The 15,013-nt window shown below is 70.9% G+C and carries 15 protein-coding genes; all 15 read right to left on the reverse strand.

Annotated elements, in window-relative coordinates; all coding sequences use genetic code 11:
• Positions 1-4: 4 nt before the first annotated feature.
• Positions 5-2,158: a hypothetical protein gene (locus JNUCC0626_RS49875; RefSeq protein WP_394622459.1), complete on the reverse strand. Its 2,154-nt coding sequence runs from the start codon at positions 2,156-2,158 to the stop codon at positions 5-7.
• Positions 2,159-2,206: 48 nt separating this feature from the next.
• Positions 2,207-2,896, reverse strand: a complete 690-nt coding sequence (locus tag JNUCC0626_RS49880) for a hypothetical protein (protein ID WP_394622460.1) — start codon at positions 2,894-2,896, stop codon at positions 2,207-2,209.
• Between the two features lie 16 nt (positions 2,897-2,912).
• The gene (locus JNUCC0626_RS49885) at positions 2,913-3,245 is read right to left on the reverse strand and encodes a hypothetical protein (RefSeq protein WP_394622461.1); all 333 of its coding nucleotides are present in this window, start codon (positions 3,243-3,245) and stop codon (positions 2,913-2,915) included.
• Positions 3,242-4,456: a MinD/ParA family ATP-binding protein gene (locus JNUCC0626_RS49890; protein WP_394622462.1), complete on the reverse strand. Its 1,215-nt coding sequence runs from the start codon at positions 4,454-4,456 to the stop codon at positions 3,242-3,244. The genes JNUCC0626_RS49885 and JNUCC0626_RS49890 overlap by 4 nt, the downstream gene beginning before the upstream one ends.
• A 7-nt stretch (positions 4,457-4,463) precedes the next feature.
• Positions 4,464-5,579 (reverse strand): NlpC/P60 family protein, encoded by a 1,116-nt coding sequence (locus JNUCC0626_RS49895; protein ID WP_394622463.1) that lies wholly within the window; start codon positions 5,577-5,579, stop codon positions 4,464-4,466.
• 5 nt (positions 5,580-5,584) lie between these two features.
• Positions 5,585-6,247 carry a hypothetical protein gene (locus tag JNUCC0626_RS49900; protein WP_394622464.1) on the reverse strand — a complete coding sequence of 221 codons (663 nt, stop codon included), beginning with the start codon at positions 6,245-6,247 and terminating at the stop codon, positions 5,585-5,587.
• A complete protein-coding gene (locus JNUCC0626_RS49905) occupies positions 6,232-7,539 on the reverse strand; it encodes an MFS transporter (protein WP_394622465.1) in 1,308 nt (435 codons plus the stop codon). Before JNUCC0626_RS49905 ends, JNUCC0626_RS49900 begins: the two co-directional genes overlap by 16 nt.
• Positions 7,536-8,231 carry a hypothetical protein gene (locus JNUCC0626_RS49910; RefSeq protein WP_394622466.1) on the reverse strand — a complete coding sequence of 232 codons (696 nt, stop codon included), beginning with the start codon at positions 8,229-8,231 and terminating at the stop codon, positions 7,536-7,538. Before JNUCC0626_RS49910 ends, JNUCC0626_RS49905 begins: the two co-directional genes overlap by 4 nt.
• Before the next feature lie 24 nt (positions 8,232-8,255).
• Positions 8,256-9,377 carry a DUF3558 family protein gene (locus tag JNUCC0626_RS49915; protein ID WP_394622467.1) on the reverse strand — a complete coding sequence of 374 codons (1,122 nt, stop codon included), beginning with the start codon at positions 9,375-9,377 and terminating at the stop codon, positions 8,256-8,258.
• A gap of 120 nt (positions 9,378-9,497) precedes the next feature.
• Positions 9,498-10,154, reverse strand: coding sequence for a DUF3558 family protein (locus JNUCC0626_RS49920; RefSeq protein ID WP_394622468.1), 657 nt, complete (start codon positions 10,152-10,154; stop codon positions 9,498-9,500).
• 88 nt (positions 10,155-10,242) lie between these two features.
• Positions 10,243-10,827, reverse strand: coding sequence for a hypothetical protein (locus JNUCC0626_RS49925; RefSeq protein ID WP_394622469.1), 585 nt, complete (start codon positions 10,825-10,827; stop codon positions 10,243-10,245).
• A gap of 97 nt (positions 10,828-10,924) precedes the next feature.
• Positions 10,925-11,608: a hypothetical protein gene (locus tag JNUCC0626_RS49930; RefSeq protein ID WP_394622470.1), complete on the reverse strand. Its 684-nt coding sequence runs from the start codon at positions 11,606-11,608 to the stop codon at positions 10,925-10,927.
• Positions 11,609-11,655: 47 nt separating this feature from the next.
• Positions 11,656-12,666 (reverse strand): L,D-transpeptidase, encoded by a 1,011-nt coding sequence (locus tag JNUCC0626_RS49935; RefSeq protein ID WP_394622471.1) that lies wholly within the window; start codon positions 12,664-12,666, stop codon positions 11,656-11,658.
• Between the two features lie 15 nt (positions 12,667-12,681).
• A complete protein-coding gene (locus JNUCC0626_RS49940) occupies positions 12,682-12,825 on the reverse strand; it encodes a hypothetical protein (RefSeq protein WP_394622472.1) in 144 nt (47 codons plus the stop codon).
• A gap of 25 nt (positions 12,826-12,850) precedes the next feature.
• On the reverse strand, positions 12,851-14,806 hold the full coding sequence (locus JNUCC0626_RS49945; protein WP_394622473.1) for a S53 family peptidase: 1,956 nt from the start codon (positions 14,804-14,806) through the stop codon (positions 12,851-12,853).
• Between the last annotated feature and the right edge of the window lie 207 nt (positions 14,807-15,013).

Raw genomic sequence — 15,013 nt, forward strand, 5'->3', positions numbered from 1 at the left:
TCGATCACTCCTCCCTGGTCGCGTCGTCGTCGAGGTCGGGCAGGTGCCGGTTGTGCGCGGCCTGCCGGGTCTTGTTGATCGCGGCGGCCCCGACCTGCGCCCCGGCCTGGGCGACCACGCTCATGCCTCCCGTGGCCACGCCGGTGCCCACGGTCGCCGCAGTTGTGCCTGCTGTGCCTGCCGCCCCCGCCGTGCCCGCAGCCGTCGTGGTCGCGGCACCGGTGCCCGCTCCGCTGGTCGCCGCGGCCTTGCCGACCTGCTGCTGTCCTGCTCCGCCGCCGCTTCCGCCCGTCCCGGCGGTGACCGGCGAACTCGTTCTGGGCTGCGGTTGCTCGTTGGGCTTGTTCTGCTGCTGGGAGTAGGTCTGTTGGATGGAGTGCTGGCCGCCGCCCTCGCCGCCGGTGGAGGCGGCGGGCTGGCTTCCGCCCCCGCCTCCGCCGGCACCGCGTCCACCACCACCCATCGCGGCACCCACCACGGCGGAGGTGCCGAAGCCCGGTGAGGGCTGCGAGTCGTGCGAATCGGCCGCAGTCGGCAACAGCGGCGCGTACTTGAGCAGCGAGAACGGCGCGAAACCGGCCACGATCAGCGCGACGATGACCAGGACGATCTGCGTCAGCAGCGCGATGCCGCCCTGCTTCATCGCCGGTTCGCTCAAGTTGCCGTCGATGAGCGCGAAGACGACGCCGAGCAGGAAGAACAGCAGCGGTTTGGAGAACAGCACTCCCAGGTAGGTCAACGGCACCTTCAGCGCCTTGCGCCGCCACTTCGGGTGCACCCACATGCCCCATGCCAGGCCCGCGACGACCGCCGACAGCGGCAGCGCGATGCTCTGCATGGCCAGACCCACGAACACGGCGAAGGCGCCGACCACCATGAACAGGAACAACAGCAGTCCGATGAACGCCCCGCCGGGGATCAGCGCCGAGGTCACCGAGCCCAGCAGCGCGAGCTTGGCGACCGCGTTGGTGAGGAACCCAGCGTCCCAGGCGGCGATGCCGTTGGTCAGGCCGTTGACCGCCTCGCCGAGCACCGCGCCGATCGCCGGGGCGAACACCATCAAGAACACGCCCATCGGCAGGTGCTTGACCAACGCCTCCTGCAGGTCCTCCCGGCCACCGCCGCCTGAGGCCGTCCGGGCGATCATCAGGATCGCCATGAACGCCATCACGACCAGCCCCAGCCCGGTACTGGCGGCGTAGGTTGTTAAGAACCAGGGCGAAGATGGATCGAAGTTGCCTATCCCCGCTAGTCCTTGCAGGACTTTCGTGGTGAAGTCCACGGCGGATCCGTGCAGGCTGTTGGCCATGTCGTCGATCGCGTCGCCTGGATTGGCGATGAATTTCACGACGTTGATGGCGAATTTGACGATGCCGATGAACGCCTCGACGATGACCTTGCCGCCGGTCCAGATAGCCTCACCGACCATGCCGAAGAATTGACCGATCTTCTCCAGCCAACTGGTGTTGTCGTCGATGAATTTTGTGATCCCGGTGAACAGCTGCGCGACGCTGAAGTTCCAGTCGATGCAGTCCTGTTTCTTCTCCGGGTTCATCGCGGTGCGCGAGCAGTCCAGGAAGAACGCCTTCTGGCAATAGGGCGCGTTGCCCTCGCCGCAGGCGTTGGTGAACTTGTCGATCGTATCGTCGAGGTAGCTGCTGGCGTGCTTCTTCATCGCCTCCAGCGACTCGGCATCCGGTGCGGCCGCCCAGGTGAAGCCCCATGCGTTGGTCGCTGGATTGGTCCACTGCTTGAGGTTGTCGGCGCAGTACCTGCTCCCGGCGCGCAGCGTGTACGCCTCCCTGCCCTCGACTACGGCAGGGAACGTCTTGGGAAGGTTCGGCGGCTCCTTATTGACGTCGATGTTCGGCGGGATGTTGAGCGGATCGGTGATCCAAAACGCCTTGCGCGCCTCGGGGGGAGTACTCCAGTACAACAGTCGAGGTTCCTGGAACATCACCGCGTTGATGTACGCCCCGACATCACCACCACGATCCTTGCACGCTCCGTGAAACCACGGTGCGTCCAGGAATTCCTTGGTTCCGCCCACATACTGTTTGAGTTCGGATGGGAATCCAGGTGGAACCTGTCCGATCGTTGCCGGTGGCTGTGCCAGCGCGGCGGGCGCTGAAAAAGCCATCAGCGCCGCGATCGTCATGAACAGGACGATTAGCCGTTGGAACATACTCCCCCCATGCGCGTGCCTTTACTCGATGAAGAACGTGTAGAGCCCGTTCGTCAGCGGAGGCAGATTCGAGCCATTGCCGTTCTGACCGGGCTGCGGTCCGGAGACCGACTTGAACGAGGTGACCTTCCAGTCCTCGCGCTCCCACGCGAGCTGGTAGGTCACGGTCGACCACTTCGCGGCGGTGAGCGTGCCCCCGCCGATGCCCGTGGTGGACCCGGTGGAGACGACCCAGACCTCGACGGTGGCCGCCGAGTCGCTGAACGCCGTCACACGAGTGGTGGCGGGCAGCTTGTTGGTCTGGTCGTCCCCGCTGGTGTTCTTGCCTTCCGACAGTGCTTCCCGCGTCTGCTGGTCGGCGTTGCTGGCGATCCAGGTGGACTTCACCGTCTCCGGGTCGGCCTGGCCGTGCGCGACAGCGACCTGCACCTGGATGGCGTTGGCCGCGGCGGTCGCGGCCCCCGCCTTGTCGCGCGTGTACCCCGAGGGAACGCCCTTGTCGACCTTCGCCGGGCCGTGCGGGGCACCGAGCCCGCCCTGGGACGGTGTGCTCGTCGACGAGCCACCGGTGGACTGCTGCCCGCTGGTCGCCGGGAACACCCAGCGGCCCAGCGCGAAGACGCCGACCGCCACGACGACCAGGGCGATCAGCCACAGGATCCAGCCGCGGCTGCGCTGCGTGGGCTGTGCGGGAGGTGCGAAGTTCGCCATCTGTTTCTCCGGTTCGTCAGAAGAGGGCCACTACTGCACCGAAGATGATCCCTAGGGCGGCCAGGCCGGCCAGCGCGAACCCCGACCTCTTGGCACTCTCGGTGTGCTCGTGGACGCTGGTCTGGTAGCCGCCCTTCTTGGCGTGCTGGAGCTCCAGCACCGCTCGGATCGCGCCGAAGGCGGCGATCACGAAGGCGATGCCCCAGATCCCGGCCAGCAGCTTCTGCCACGCCTGCGTGAACTGGAGCCCGAAGACGTTGAAGTCCGGCACCACGCCGTCGAAGGGGTTCCTGCTGCCCGGTGCTTGCTGGGCGAGGAAGTCCGTCGCCGCGCTGAGGTAGTCGATCATTCTCCTTGGGCCTTTCGTAGCGGCAGGTTCGTCACCGACGCCTGGAACTCCCCGGTGCCGCCCGGCTGACCGGGCACCGGCTGCTGCTGGTGCTGGTGCTGCGTCGGCGGGGGAGCGGCCTGCGGTGGTGGTTGCATCTGGTCGGGCCGGGTGCTGCGCACGGCGGCCAGCCGGTCGGCGACCGCGGCCGCGGCGGTGACCCAGGCGCGTCGCGAGGTCTCGCTGAGGCGCGTGTAGACCACGGGCCGTCCGCCCGCCAGTTGCGGGTCGAAGGGCACCTCGACGACCACCGCGCAGCGGGAGGCGAAGTAGGCCACCATCCGCTGCCGGACCTCGGCGCTCGGCGGCGCCGAGCTCGGGCCGATCACGACCACCGCGCTGGCCACCAGGTCGGGCCGGCGTCGTCCCAGGACGTCGAGCATCCAACCCGCGGCGGCCGCGACGTCGGGCTCGAGGGTGATCGGCACGACCAGCTGGTGCGCGGCGGCCGCGGCCCACTGCCAGTTGGGGCTGCGGACGTTGTTGCCGGTGTCCATGAACGTCACCCGGAAGTAGCGGGCCATCAGCACCGCGATGCGGCCGCACTCGCCCGAGCCGATCTGCTCGGCCCGTGCGGGGTCGTTGTCGCTGGCCAGCACCTCGGCCCGCGACGGTTGCGAGCGCAGGTAGTGGCTCATGTCCCCGGCGGTGCCCACCGGGCTGGCCAGCCGCTCGAACGCGCCGAGCAGGTGCCACACCGAGGTCTGCGGCTCGCTGACCTCCGCTCGGTCGGCCAGCGTCCCGCGCGACTCGTTGTTGTCCCAGGCCGCGACGCTGCCTCCGCGCAACGCAGCGAACGTGTGCGCCAGCAGCAGCGTGGTCGTGCTGACCATCGAGCCGCCCTTGGGATTGGCCACCATGACCAGCCGTGTGCCGCCCAGGTGCTGCCGCACCGCGACCTCGGCCTGCCGGTATCGCGCCTCGTCACGGCCAGGCTTCGGCTTGAACAGGCCGAACGTCCAGCGCCGCACGCGCCCGCGCCACCCCCACTGCGCGGGATCGGCGGTCACCGACGGCGGCTGCGTCATCAGCCCGCCCAGCCCGTCAGCCTCGCCTTGGCGCACCGGCACCGGCGGCGGCCCGACCGGCACCGCCGCGCCCGGAACTCCCGTGCGCGTCAGGTCCACCGGTTCCTCGACTCCGTACCCGGATCCATCTCCAGGTTTCGACATCTTTCATTCACCCCCCTGGAATTGGTCGAGCTCCGACATTGCGGAAATCCCCACCAGTTCGCACTTTCGACACTTTGACCACGTCGCCGCTTTGCGGGGCCTCCAACATCATGTGCTGGCCGTTGATCTGCCCCAGGTACATGGCGACGTGATGGGTTCCCCAGAACAGCAAATCCCCAGGTCGGGCCTGGCTGAATGGGACAGTCATCTTCGCGTTCGTCAATTGCGAGTTCGACGGCCGCGTGATTTTCACCCCCGCTTGCGCGTAGCTGTACAACGTCAGCCCCGAGCAATCGAAACCGATTTTGTTGTAGTCGCCGTGCTGATCGGCGACGCCACCGTCTCTCACGCCTTTCGTCGGGCCGTTGGCATCGCCGCCGCCCCAGGCGTAGGTGGTGCCCAGCCACGACAGACCCGCGGCGACGGCCGTGGCGACCTGCGGTGTGGCCGTCTGGATCACGCCGGACACCCCGGCCTCCGCAGGCAAGGTCACCTCGTTGCCGCGCACCTGCACCTGGATCCGGCCCTTGACCGACTTGTCCGAGCAGTCCAGCGGCGGCCCCGACCCGTCGAACAGCGCCGCGACCGCCGCCTCGGCGAACGGCTGCCACTTCGTGTAGTGGCCCGGCAGGCCTGAGCGCTCGACCTCCTCGGCCAGCTCGGCGTTCGTCCGCGGGTCGGTCTCGTAGTTGGGCGCCCGCTTGGTCAACACGGTGAAGAAGCCCTTGCTCGCGGGCTCCGGGTCGGTGCGGTCGTACCCGACGTAGGCGTTGAACGGACCGGGGGCGATCTGTTGGAACAGACCGACCGCGTTGCCGTTGGTCGCCTGCGGGTTGAGCGTGGACTCCTGCATCGCCGCCTGCAGCGCGACCACGGCGCCGCGGCGCGTGATCGACATCCCCTTCGCGACACTGAGGATCTTCTGCACCGAGTCCATCTGCACCGGCGAGAGCGAGATCCCGCCGTAGCTGCCGGTGCCCGGCTGGTTGGGCGTGGCCCCCGGCGCGGTGCACGTCGGCGGCTTGATGATCTGCGCCTCGGCGTCGTCGGGCTGCACGAACACCAGCAGCGCCGCGACGATCAGCACCACCGGGATCAAGGGGATGAGCAGCCATTTCTTCATCGCGCTCAGCCCGCTTCCACGTGCACATCGACCAGCCACCGCCCGTCGGCCTGCCGGATCACCGAGCGGGTGGTGATGACGGGCAACACCTGGAACGGCGTGTCGGCGGCGAGCTGGGTGCGGTCGGCGGTGAGCACCACGTAGACCTGGTTCGGGCCGTGTGGCGCCTCCGGGCTGACCTCGGCGGTGACCTTGTCGCAGCGGTTGGTCAGCTTCTGCTCGACCACGCTGCGGTAGGTCGCCGGGCTATCTCCGGCGGCGAGGTCCGCGGCCTTGCCCGCCGGCGTGGCGAACACCGAGGCCCGCTCGACGTTGTGGTTGATCGGCTCGCGGTAGTCCATGGCGCACCACTGCGTCATCCAGGCGCGAGCGACCACGACCGGGTCGGCGAACGTCGCGGTCGAGGTGTCCGGTGCGGGCGGCGCGGGCGGCACCGTCGACGGCGTGCCCACCCGGCCGGGCGACGGCGTGATCGGTGAGACGGGCGGCAGAACCAGGCGCGAGCCCGATGTCGGCGACGGGCTGGTGGCCTGCGTCGACCAGGTCGGTCCGCTGGGCTGCTGTGCGTCGGTACCGGGGCGCGCGGAGCACCCCGACACGGCGACTGCCGCCGCGGCCAGAGCCACGGCGGTGAGCGTGATTGTCCGCGCGGTCATCGCAGTGGCCACTGCAACGAGGCACCCTCGGGCACCGGCGAACGATGGGAGGGCAGCGCGTCCTCGCGCAGGCCGGGCGCGGCCGGGCCGGTCACCGCCAGCAGCGCGCACGCCACGGCCGCGATCGCCGCCGCGATCGGCGTCAGCGCGGCGACCCCTGTCCAGATCATGACCGCACCGCCGACCAGACCACCCAGGCCCATGCCCAGGTAGATGGCCGATCCCGCCAACGCAAGCAGCAGCCCCGAGCGGTGCGGGGAGAGTTCGACCAGCCACGCGTTGAGCGCGGGGTTGATCACCCAGCTGGCCACGCCCCACAGCACCGTCGCGACCACTCCGGCGATCGGGCTGTTCACAACCGGAGCGAGCAGCAGCAGCACCGCGGCGACGCCCGCGTTGCCGGCGACCATCGGGGCGCGCGGGCCGAACCGGTCGGCGGCGCGCCCGCCGAGCACGTTGCCGGTCACCGCGCCCACGCCGTACCCGGCCAGCAGCACCGTCAGCGGAGCGCCCTGGCCGTGGGCGTGGTGCGCCGCCACGGCCGACAGGTAGGGGTAGACGGTGAACGACGACGTCCACGCCAGCAGCCCGCCGCCGAGTACGGCCAGGACGCGGCGCTGCCCGGCGGCGGCGAGGCGTTCGCGCAGCGACAACACCGGGGGAGCGGCCACAGCGGGCACGACCGTGGCGACGGTGGCGGCGGCGACCGCGCACAGCGCGGCCACCAGCGCCAGCACCGCGTGGTAGCCGATCAGCGAGGCCGCGGCGTTGGCGCTGGGCACCCCGATCAGCAGGGCGGTGGCGATCCCGGTCAGCACGACAGCCATCGCCCGCGCACGCCGGTGCGGTGCAGTGGTCTCCGCGGCCAGGCCCACGGCCACGGCGGTGGCGGTGGCCGCGCCAAGGGCGGTGACCACGCGCGCCGCCGCCAGCACCGCGAATCCCGGCGCGAGCGCGGCTGCGGCGTTGCCCGCGGCCGCGACCAGCAGGGCGGCGACCAGCAGGGTGCGCCGCTCCCACCGCCCGGTGGCGACCGCGAGCACCGGGCCGGCCAGCGCGCAGGTGAGGGCGAACACGGTCACCAGCTGACCGACGGAGGCCAGGCTGGTGTGCAGGTCCGCACTCATCCGTGGCAGCAGCCCGGTCACCGCGTGGCCGCTGGTGCCCACCGCGAGGGTGGCCAGCGCCAGCGCCCAGGTGCTGCCCGGTGTGCGCGGCATGGAGTCCGCGGCCGACGCCGGCACCGCGCGCAGCCGGGTGGGCTGCGCGCGCCGGTGGCGGATCGCGGGGCGGGTGGAGGTCACTTCGCCCTCGCGGTGATGGCGTTCACGAGCGCGTCGGCGATCACACACGGGTCGGTGCCGAAACGTCCGTTGGTAACGGACGCGCCGCCGACGCCGTTGCCGAGCTTGGCCATGGCGATGCAGCTCTTTCCGGACTTGGGATCGTCGGGGAATCGCTGGATCAGGCCCGCCTTGCCGTTCCAGGTCTTTGCCTCGGCGCCTTGGCGCTTGGCAGGGTCGGCGTTGAGCTTGTCGCCGCCGGCCCAGACGACGCTGACGATGAAGTAGCCGCCCGGCGTGCCGGTGCTGCTCCCGTCAGGGTTGATCGCGACCTTGCCGCTGTTGTCGAACGCGCAGCGGATGTCGAACGGGTCGTCCTTGCCCGGCTGGCGCAGCTGCGGGGTGTGGGGCTTGCCGTCGTCGGGGCGGACTTCGGCGGGGAAGTCGTTCCAGGTGATCGTCGAGCACGGATCGAACGGGGCTCCCAGCTCCTGCGCGGTTTTCGGCTTGTTCAGGTCCCCGAGGACGAGCGAGCCCTCGGCGCGGCCGGCGCGCCGCTTCTCGATGCCGGGATCGGCCTGAGCGGTGCCGGTGGCACCGGTCCCGGCCGGTCCTGCGGCGTCGGTGTCGGGACCGGTGCAGGCCCCCGTGCCCAGCAACGCAGCCGTGACGAGAAGCAGGCCAGCCGTCGTTCCCTTTCGGATGGTGATCATGGTGTTTCCCCCTGATGGTGCGGTTCAGCGCAGTGAGGCCAGCAGGACCTCGGCGGCCTTCGACGCGAGTTCGCAGGTCTCCGCGCGGGTCTCGACGACCTGGTAGGACTTCTGCGCGTCGGGCTTGCTCTGGTCGGCTTGCAGCGCGACGTCCTCGTCGGCGATCACGGTCAGCGAGCAGGTGTTGCCCTTGGCTCCGCGCATTTCGCTGGCGACGCCCGGCTTTCCTGCGACGGTCATGGCCTTGTAGTCCTTGGCCGCCGGGTTGCCGATCAGGGCCCGCGGGTCGGTGTCGATGCCGACCTCGGTGGTGACCAGCCCGCTCAGACCGGGCTTGGCGCCGGGTGTGGCGGGCGAGACCGTGCACGAGAACGGGTCGGAGGTCCTCGTGCGGATCGGGCCGCCCAGGGCGTCGGCGAGCGCGTCCAGCCCGGCGCACGGGTCGAGGTCGGCGATCCGCAGGGTGGGGCTGGTGACCTTGTCGGAGCGGGTGGCCGGTTCCTTCCAGTACTTGCCGACCTCGGCGAGGTACGCGGTGGCCACCTGGCATGGCGTCTTGGGTTGCGCCTCGGTGCTGGAACGGCGTACCCGCAGTTCGATGCCGGTGTCGGTGCCGAAGCCCATCACGTAGCTGCACGAGCGGTCGTCGGCGGCGGCGGCACCGCCGGGCGCGGGCAGCTTGAAGAACGCGATGTCGGCGATCTGCTCCTGGGTGGCCTCCTGGCGGCGGCCCTCGTCCAGGTCGACCCCGACCGTGGCGGTCAGCGTCCACGTCGCCAGTTGCAGCGGGCCCGGCGTCAGTTCCACGTCGCAGGCGTTGAGGCTGGTGCCGGGCATGATCTCGTCCGGCTGCATCCCGGTCACCTTCGCCGCGGCCTCCGGCGAGTGCAGCGCGCACGGGTCGACCTTGCGCATCACCGCGTGGGCGGCCGCCCCGGCGTCCTGGCCGGGGGAGGACTTCGTTCCCGTTTTCGGCGCCGCCCCCGACGTCGACGTCGAGGCCGCGGCCGACCCGGAGGTGGCGGCGTTCGGGCCTTGTTCGGCCACCGGTGTGCCCGCCACGGTGGTGGCACAACCGGCGAGCGTCAGCAGCAGTCCGGCGGCCGCGATCCAGCGGCTTGGTGAGCTTCTCCTTCTGGTGTGCATGGTTCCCCCTGTCTTCTCGGCTGTGGTGGCGTCAGGCCGCGGCTGATGTCGTCGACGCCGCGGCGGCTGCGGCTGTGCGCGCACCGGCCGGGCTGGTCGTCGACCGGGCTCGCGTGCTGGTCACGGCTTCGCCGCGATCGTTTCGGCGAGACCGCGGGCGACCGCGCAAGGGTCGACGTCGGGGAACTCGCCGTTGGTGGCCAGGACCCCGCCGACGCCGCCGCCCGGCAGCGAGACGAGCGCGCCGCAGTTCGGTTCGCCGCTGGTCCGGTTCTTGCCCTCGCGCAAGATTCCGGTCCGCCCGCCGAAGGTCGTCGCTCCCGGTTTGGCGTCCCGGTTGGCCTCGGCGGCCGGATCGGCGCTCATCCGTCCTGGCGCGGCCCGGAAGATCGTGACCAGGAAGTGCTTGCCCTGGGGGTCTCGCGCGTCCGGTCCGCTGTTGTCGTACTGACACGCCGCGTCGTAGGGCTCGCTGCCCTTGGCCGTCACCCTGACCGGCTTCGCGTTGCTGTCGGCAGGGCGCACCGCGGCCGGGAACGCGCTCCAGCCCACCTCGCACGGGTCGAACGCTCCGCTTCCGTTGGACGTCGTGGGCTTGGCGCCGGTGGAGGGATCCGCTTGGGCTGGTCCCGAGGCCGTGGTGGACGCCGCGCTGGTGGAACCGGCGGGCGCGGCCTTGCCCGAGGCGGTCTCGGTGGCCGGGGAGCTGCAGGCGATGACGGACAGGCCGATCGCCGCAGTGGCGACGGCGGTGCTCAGGAGTCGGGCGGTGATCACGGTGAGGTCCTTGTCGTGGTCGGATTCGAGGCCGCTCCGCGCTCGAGGCGCGGTGCGCGGCACGTCTTGCCGTGGGAAGGCCGAAGGGTCACCACATCGGCTCCCAACCGGGCCTGGCCTGCGCGTAGTGCGGCAACCTGCCGGGCGCTCGGTGGGTCAACAGCCGCCACAGGACCGTCTCGTGCACCAAGGCGGCGGGACGTCCGCCGCACAGCAGCGTCGCCCGCGCACGCAGCGCGGGTTCGTCCTCGCGCGGCGGTCCGGCCAGGCGGGTCACGTAGTGGGTGGAGCGCTGCGCGTCGGCCAGGACCCGGCCGAGCGGGATCTGCCCGGCGTCGAGCTGTTCGCGGCGGGCCAAGTCCAGTCCGGCGGCCGGCTCGTAGACCAGCGCGCTCACCGCGGCCACGCGGAAGGCCTCGGTGCCCAGCGCGGCCACGAGGTAGCCGTCGCGGGCGGTGACCTGCGTGCCGGGCGGCACGTCCAGCAGCAGCGCCTCGTGCTCGTCGACCAGGCGGCGCTCATCGGGCGAGCGCGGCTCGCGGCGCAGATCGAACCCGGCCCACCAGCGCAGCGCGTCGACGAAGCGGGGAGCACCCCACACCAGGCGGGCCAGCACATCCACCCGGTGGGCGAGCTCGACGTCCAGGCCGGGCCGGGAATCGGTGTGGATCATGGCGTACCTCCTCCTGTGGTGTGGGCTCTGAACAGGGCTTTGGGGCGCGGACCGCCCCCTGGGGAAGCGGGGGCGGTCCGCCGGACTAGCGGTCGTGTCAGCCGGTCACCGGGTGGTGGCCGTCCTTGATCTCGGGCTGCGGCGCGGGCTTGACGGGCTTGTCGCCCGGCTTCTGCGTCCCGGTCGGCTTCTGCGTGCCCGTGGGCTGCTGCGTGCCGGTCGGCTGCTGCGTCGGGTTGCCGGTCGGCGGGTTGCTGGTCGGCGGGTTCGTCGTGGGCGGCGTGCCCTTGCCGCACTTCACGACGCCGACGGTGATCGTCTGCACCGGCTTGTCGCCCGCACCGAGGATCTGGATGGTCGCGCCGGCCCCGCCGCCGAAGGACACCTTCAACTTCGGGTCGCTCGGCGCTGCCCCGCCGTGCGAGTACGTGGTCACGCCGTCGGCGCACTTCGCGGTGACCGACCCGATGCTCTTGCCGCCGGCGGTGACGTTGCCGATCGTCGCCTCGGCCATGCCGGCCCCGGCCTTCACGGTGATCCCGGTGGCGCTCCAGCCCATGCCGGACACCGAGCCCGACGCGGTCTTGACCGCGCCGTCGCTGCTCACCGAGGGCTGGGCGGCCTTGGATTCCACGCCCGAGGCCGAGACGCCGTAGGCGGTGGACGTCGTCGCCTGCGCACTGGCGGGCGAGCCCGTGAAGATCATCGTGAGCGCCCCTGCCGCGAGCGCACCGGCGCCCAGCCCGGCCAGAAGTGTTCGTGAATGGGTAGTGCGGACCACTGGTCCCCCCTTGTCGTGGTGTGGCCCATCGGGCCGATTACGGGTATTCACTTGATCAACACCGCCGTCCCGAGCGGGACCTTGGTGAGGACTTGCAGGGCCTCCGGCGGAACTCGGATGCAGCCGTCTGAACTGGGCTTTCCGTACACATCCGCGGTCGGCCAGGTATGCACGCCGACGGTCCCGGGACCGCCGCCGTACGACTCGTAGGTGTCCGAGTGCGCCCCCAGGGGCAGCACGATCGGAGAGAAGGTGGGCTTGGCCTCGCGGATCGCCGCGAGCAGGAACGTCCGCCCGGCCGGAGTGACCGAGGACGGCTTGCCGGTCCCGACCGTCCAGCGGCCCACCTCGGCGCCGTCGGTGGTCAGCGTCAGCTCGAACTTGCCCCGGTCGACGGTGATCACGCTCGGCGTGCTCGACACGGTGACCGCAGGGTCCTCGACGTACATCCACGCGACGGAACCGTTGGGCCGCAGCGGAAGCCCAACCAGCGCCCACCCTGGCTGTTCGGCGACGATCGGCAGCCACGTGTCGCTCAAGGTCTGGTGCGGCGCGATGCCGATGGGCTGCTGAGCGGGCACCACCGCGACCGGGTCACCACCGGGCGAGGCGAACACGGGCACCGCGGCGTTCGGGTGCACCACCTTCCCGCTGGGCGCCTGATCCGGCGCGGGGTCGCGCGGCGCGTTCGGCGCCTCTCCGAACGTCGTGGCCTGCGGAAGCGTGGCGAGCTCGCTGTCGCTGACCGGACGCGGCGCAACCACCGGTGCGCCGTCGGCCTCGGCCGCAGCGGGTGGCAGCTCGCTGGTGGCCACGGAGACGGTGCTCGCCGCCGGGCCGGAGGAGGTCCGGGTGGCCAGCGCCACCACAGCCAGGATCACGGCGACGGCGACCAGTCCGCCGATCGCCATCAGCACGGGCCTGCGACGCCGCATCACCGCGGGCGGTTGCTCGAACGAGGACCGCTCTCCCGAGGGGGTATTCGGGCCGGTCGCGGGGTCTTGCCGCTCGTCGTCCCGATCCGCCGGTTCGGGCCGGTCGCCGTCGTCGTCGATCACTGGGCACCTCCTTCCTCACTTGTTGGGGGGCATGAACGGGTGGTGTGCGTGCCGGACGTCCCCGACAGCGGCGGAACGCACCCCACCCGCGTCCAGGGGATGCCGCGCCGCCCACCCGGCCGTTCCGGCAAGGTCGAGCCGGTGGGCGACGCGGCGCACCGTCGGTCCTGTGGACCGATCGGGATTACTTGCCGAGAGAGGTGAGGAACGCGGCGTTGGGAGTGCCGACGCCGGTCACGTTGTCCCAGCCCGTTCCGCTCTGCAGGGACTGCGGCTTGGCGTCGAACTCCGCCAGGTAGCTGCCCTGCTGGTTGGGGACGGTGACCTTGCCGTAGCTGATCATGTAGGGCGACCAGACACCCGCCTGAACAGGCTTGACGTCGGTGACCGCCGCCTTGCCCGCGAGCTGGTAGATCGCCGCGTTCAGGAAGCCCATCCGCTCGACGCCCTGACTCTGCTGGGCGTTGGCGACCAGCGCGGCGACGATCGGCGCGGCGGCCGAGGTGCCCCCGGAGGCGTACTCGACGTAGCCATCCGCGGTGGTGAAGCCGACCCCGATGCCGGTGTAGGCGTCGGCGAGCGCGGAGATGTCGGGCGTGGCCCTCTTGCCCTTGGCGACGCCATCCGGGACGACGCCCTTCTGGTACTCGGGCTGGTCGAACAGCAGCGACGTGCCGCCGCCGGCACCACCGGCGAACCGGCCGTCGGCGTCCTGCTGCGCGGCCCAGGTGTTGCCGGACTGGGTGTAGCCGGCGATCTCCCACCCGGCCTGGAACTTGACCTTGTTGTCACCGCCGAGCGCGACCGAGGTGCCGCCCACGGCCGTCACCCATGGGTGGCTGGCGGGGAAGTCGGCCTCGACCTTGCCCAGCGCGGATCCGCCGGAGTTGTCGCCGGCGTCGCCGCTGGAGAAGGTGATCGCCTGGCCCTGGATCGCGGCCTGCAGGGCGATGCCGTCCATCTGCTGGCGGTTGGCCGCCGCCACCGAGGACTCGCCGGTGTAACCCCACGAGTTGCTGATCACGCTGGCCTTGTTGTCCTGCACGGCCTTGTTCAGCGCGTCGAGCAGCGTGTAGCAGGAGGTCGCGCCGTAGTAGACGATCTTCGACGCGGGGGCGATGGTGTGGATGGCCTGCACGTCCAGGGCCTGCTCACCGGCCCAGCTCTCCGGCCCGCACTTGTCCTGGTTGTCGTAGGCCGGCGGCAGGACCGCGCTGTACTGGCCAGCGGCCAGCTGCGGCGAGCCGAAGGTCTGCGCGGCCCGGTTGGTGTCGGACACGATCGCGGCGTGGTTGTACGCGCCGATGATCGCGACGGTGCTGTTCGCGCCGGTGTTTCCGCCGCCCAGACCGTAGATCGCACGCATCTGCGGGGTGTTGTAGCCGCAGATCAGGTTCGACTGGTTGCCCGCGCCGAACTTCTGCGGGGCGCTCGAGTTGTTCGCCTCGCCCCAGTACCGCGCGCAGGACTGCGGGTCTCCCGGTGCCGCCGGGGTCACGCCGGGACGCGCGCCGTTCGGGGCACGCCCCGCGACCTGCTTCGGCGCGATGGTCAGCTCGCTGTCGTCCAGGCCGAGGACGGCCTGCACCGACCCGCGCAGCTCGCGGGGCACCGACACCGCCGACTCCGGGGCGGCCAGCTCGAACGCGCCCTTCTTGGTGGTGTGCTTGAACTTCGACAGCTTCACCCGGAACGCGGTCTGGAGCGTGCCGACGTTGCCCTCGACGCTGATGAAGTGGCGGTTGTCCGACACGCCCTTGACCTTCAGGCCCTGGCTGCCCAGCCAGGCCGAGACGCGGTCGACGGTCGACTTGTCCGCGGCGAACCGGTCGACGAACTGCTTCGCGGACAGGAACTTGCCGTGCTGAGGACTGCCAGGCGTCGTCACGGCCCGCGCAAGGGCCTCGGCGCCGCGCGGGTCCTTCAGCGCCAGGGCCACCTGCACCTGGCGGACTTCGCCGTCCGCGACGTCGCCGACCCTGGCGCTGGGCGTCGCCCAGGTCGGGGCACTGCCCTCGATCGTGGTGCGGTCACTGTCCAGGGCCGTCGGAGTCGCCTGCGCCGCAGTCGTTCCGCCGATCCCGGCCAGCACCGCGCAACTGGCAAGCACTGCCGCCGCGCGGGATGGTCGTACAGCCATGTAAAGCCCCCGATTTCATTGCTCTACCGGACACACCGGACCCGTGCGATGTATGGCCTCATCGCGGGCTGTGAATGGGCGCAGCGGAATGCGGAACAAGGCGCAGAAATGCCCTTGTATGAAATCCCCCTGCGTGGCGACTCTGTCGCCCCCGGTGCCGCCAGCGTCCCCTCTGCTGGCCTCTGACCAGCGCCGATGCGCCGGACG

Source organism: Lentzea sp. JNUCC 0626, from assembly GCF_043632865.1.
Classification (GTDB): domain Bacteria; phylum Actinomycetota; class Actinomycetes; order Mycobacteriales; family Pseudonocardiaceae; genus Lentzea.

Excerpts from the sequence above, each read along its gene's own strand:
- JNUCC0626_RS49875 (WP_394622459.1), bottom strand. The coding sequence starts at position 2,158 with ATGACGATCGCGGCGCTGATGGCTTTTTCAGCGCCCGCCGCGCTGGCA.
- JNUCC0626_RS49880 (WP_394622460.1), bottom strand. The coding sequence starts at position 2,896 with ATGGCGAACTTCGCACCTCCCGCACAGCCCACGCAGCGCAGCCGCGGC.
- JNUCC0626_RS49885 (WP_394622461.1), bottom strand. The coding sequence starts at position 3,245 with ATGATCGACTACCTCAGCGCGGCGACGGACTTCCTCGCCCAGCAAGCA.
- JNUCC0626_RS49890 (WP_394622462.1), bottom strand. The coding sequence starts at position 4,456 with ATGTCGAAACCTGGAGATGGATCCGGGTACGGAGTCGAGGAACCGGTG.
- JNUCC0626_RS49895 (WP_394622463.1), bottom strand. The coding sequence starts at position 5,579 with ATGAAGAAATGGCTGCTCATCCCCTTGATCCCGGTGGTGCTGATCGTC.
- JNUCC0626_RS49910 (WP_394622466.1), bottom strand. The coding sequence starts at position 8,231 with ATGATCACCATCCGAAAGGGAACGACGGCTGGCCTGCTTCTCGTCACG.
- JNUCC0626_RS49915 (WP_394622467.1), bottom strand. The coding sequence starts at position 9,377 with ATGCACACCAGAAGGAGAAGCTCACCAAGCCGCTGGATCGCGGCCGCC.
- JNUCC0626_RS49925 (WP_394622469.1), bottom strand. The coding sequence starts at position 10,827 with ATGATCCACACCGATTCCCGGCCCGGCCTGGACGTCGAGCTCGCCCAC.
- JNUCC0626_RS49945 (WP_394622473.1), bottom strand. The coding sequence starts at position 14,806 with ATGGCTGTACGACCATCCCGCGCGGCGGCAGTGCTTGCCAGTTGCGCG.